Origin of the sequence: Pseudoalteromonas rubra (assembly GCF_000967655.1) — a bacterium.
Taxonomy (GTDB): domain Bacteria; phylum Pseudomonadota; class Gammaproteobacteria; order Enterobacterales; family Alteromonadaceae; genus Pseudoalteromonas; species Pseudoalteromonas rubra_A.
Genome location: NZ_JXYA01000143.1, coordinates 1 through 228, shown reverse-complemented (window position 1 = coordinate 228; position 228 = coordinate 1). Strand labels below are relative to the sequence as shown.

The following is a 228-nucleotide window of genomic DNA, read 5'->3' as shown; positions in this document are numbered from 1 at the left end:
CAATTCCGCCACTTCCGCATTATATTATCTGGAGTATTTGGAACCTAAATCCAGCGTCTATTTCAAGACATCTGCCAATTCCTCAACTTCAGAAAGTTGGCTGGAGTACCAGGATTTGAACCTGGGAATGGCGGGATCAAAACCCGCTGCCTTACCGCTTGGCGATACTCCAACAAAGGTATTCAAAGTTGTTTCAGTTCAAACTTTAAGAACATGGTGCGGAAGGAG

At 44.7% G+C, this 228-nt stretch carries 1 tRNA gene; it reads right to left on the bottom strand.

Annotation, left to right across the window (positions count from 1 at the left end):
* Positions 1-97 precede the first annotated feature (97 nt).
* Positions 98-172 (bottom strand) — tRNA-Gln (locus tag TW77_RS23965).
* Between the last annotated feature and the right edge of the window lie 56 nt (positions 173-228).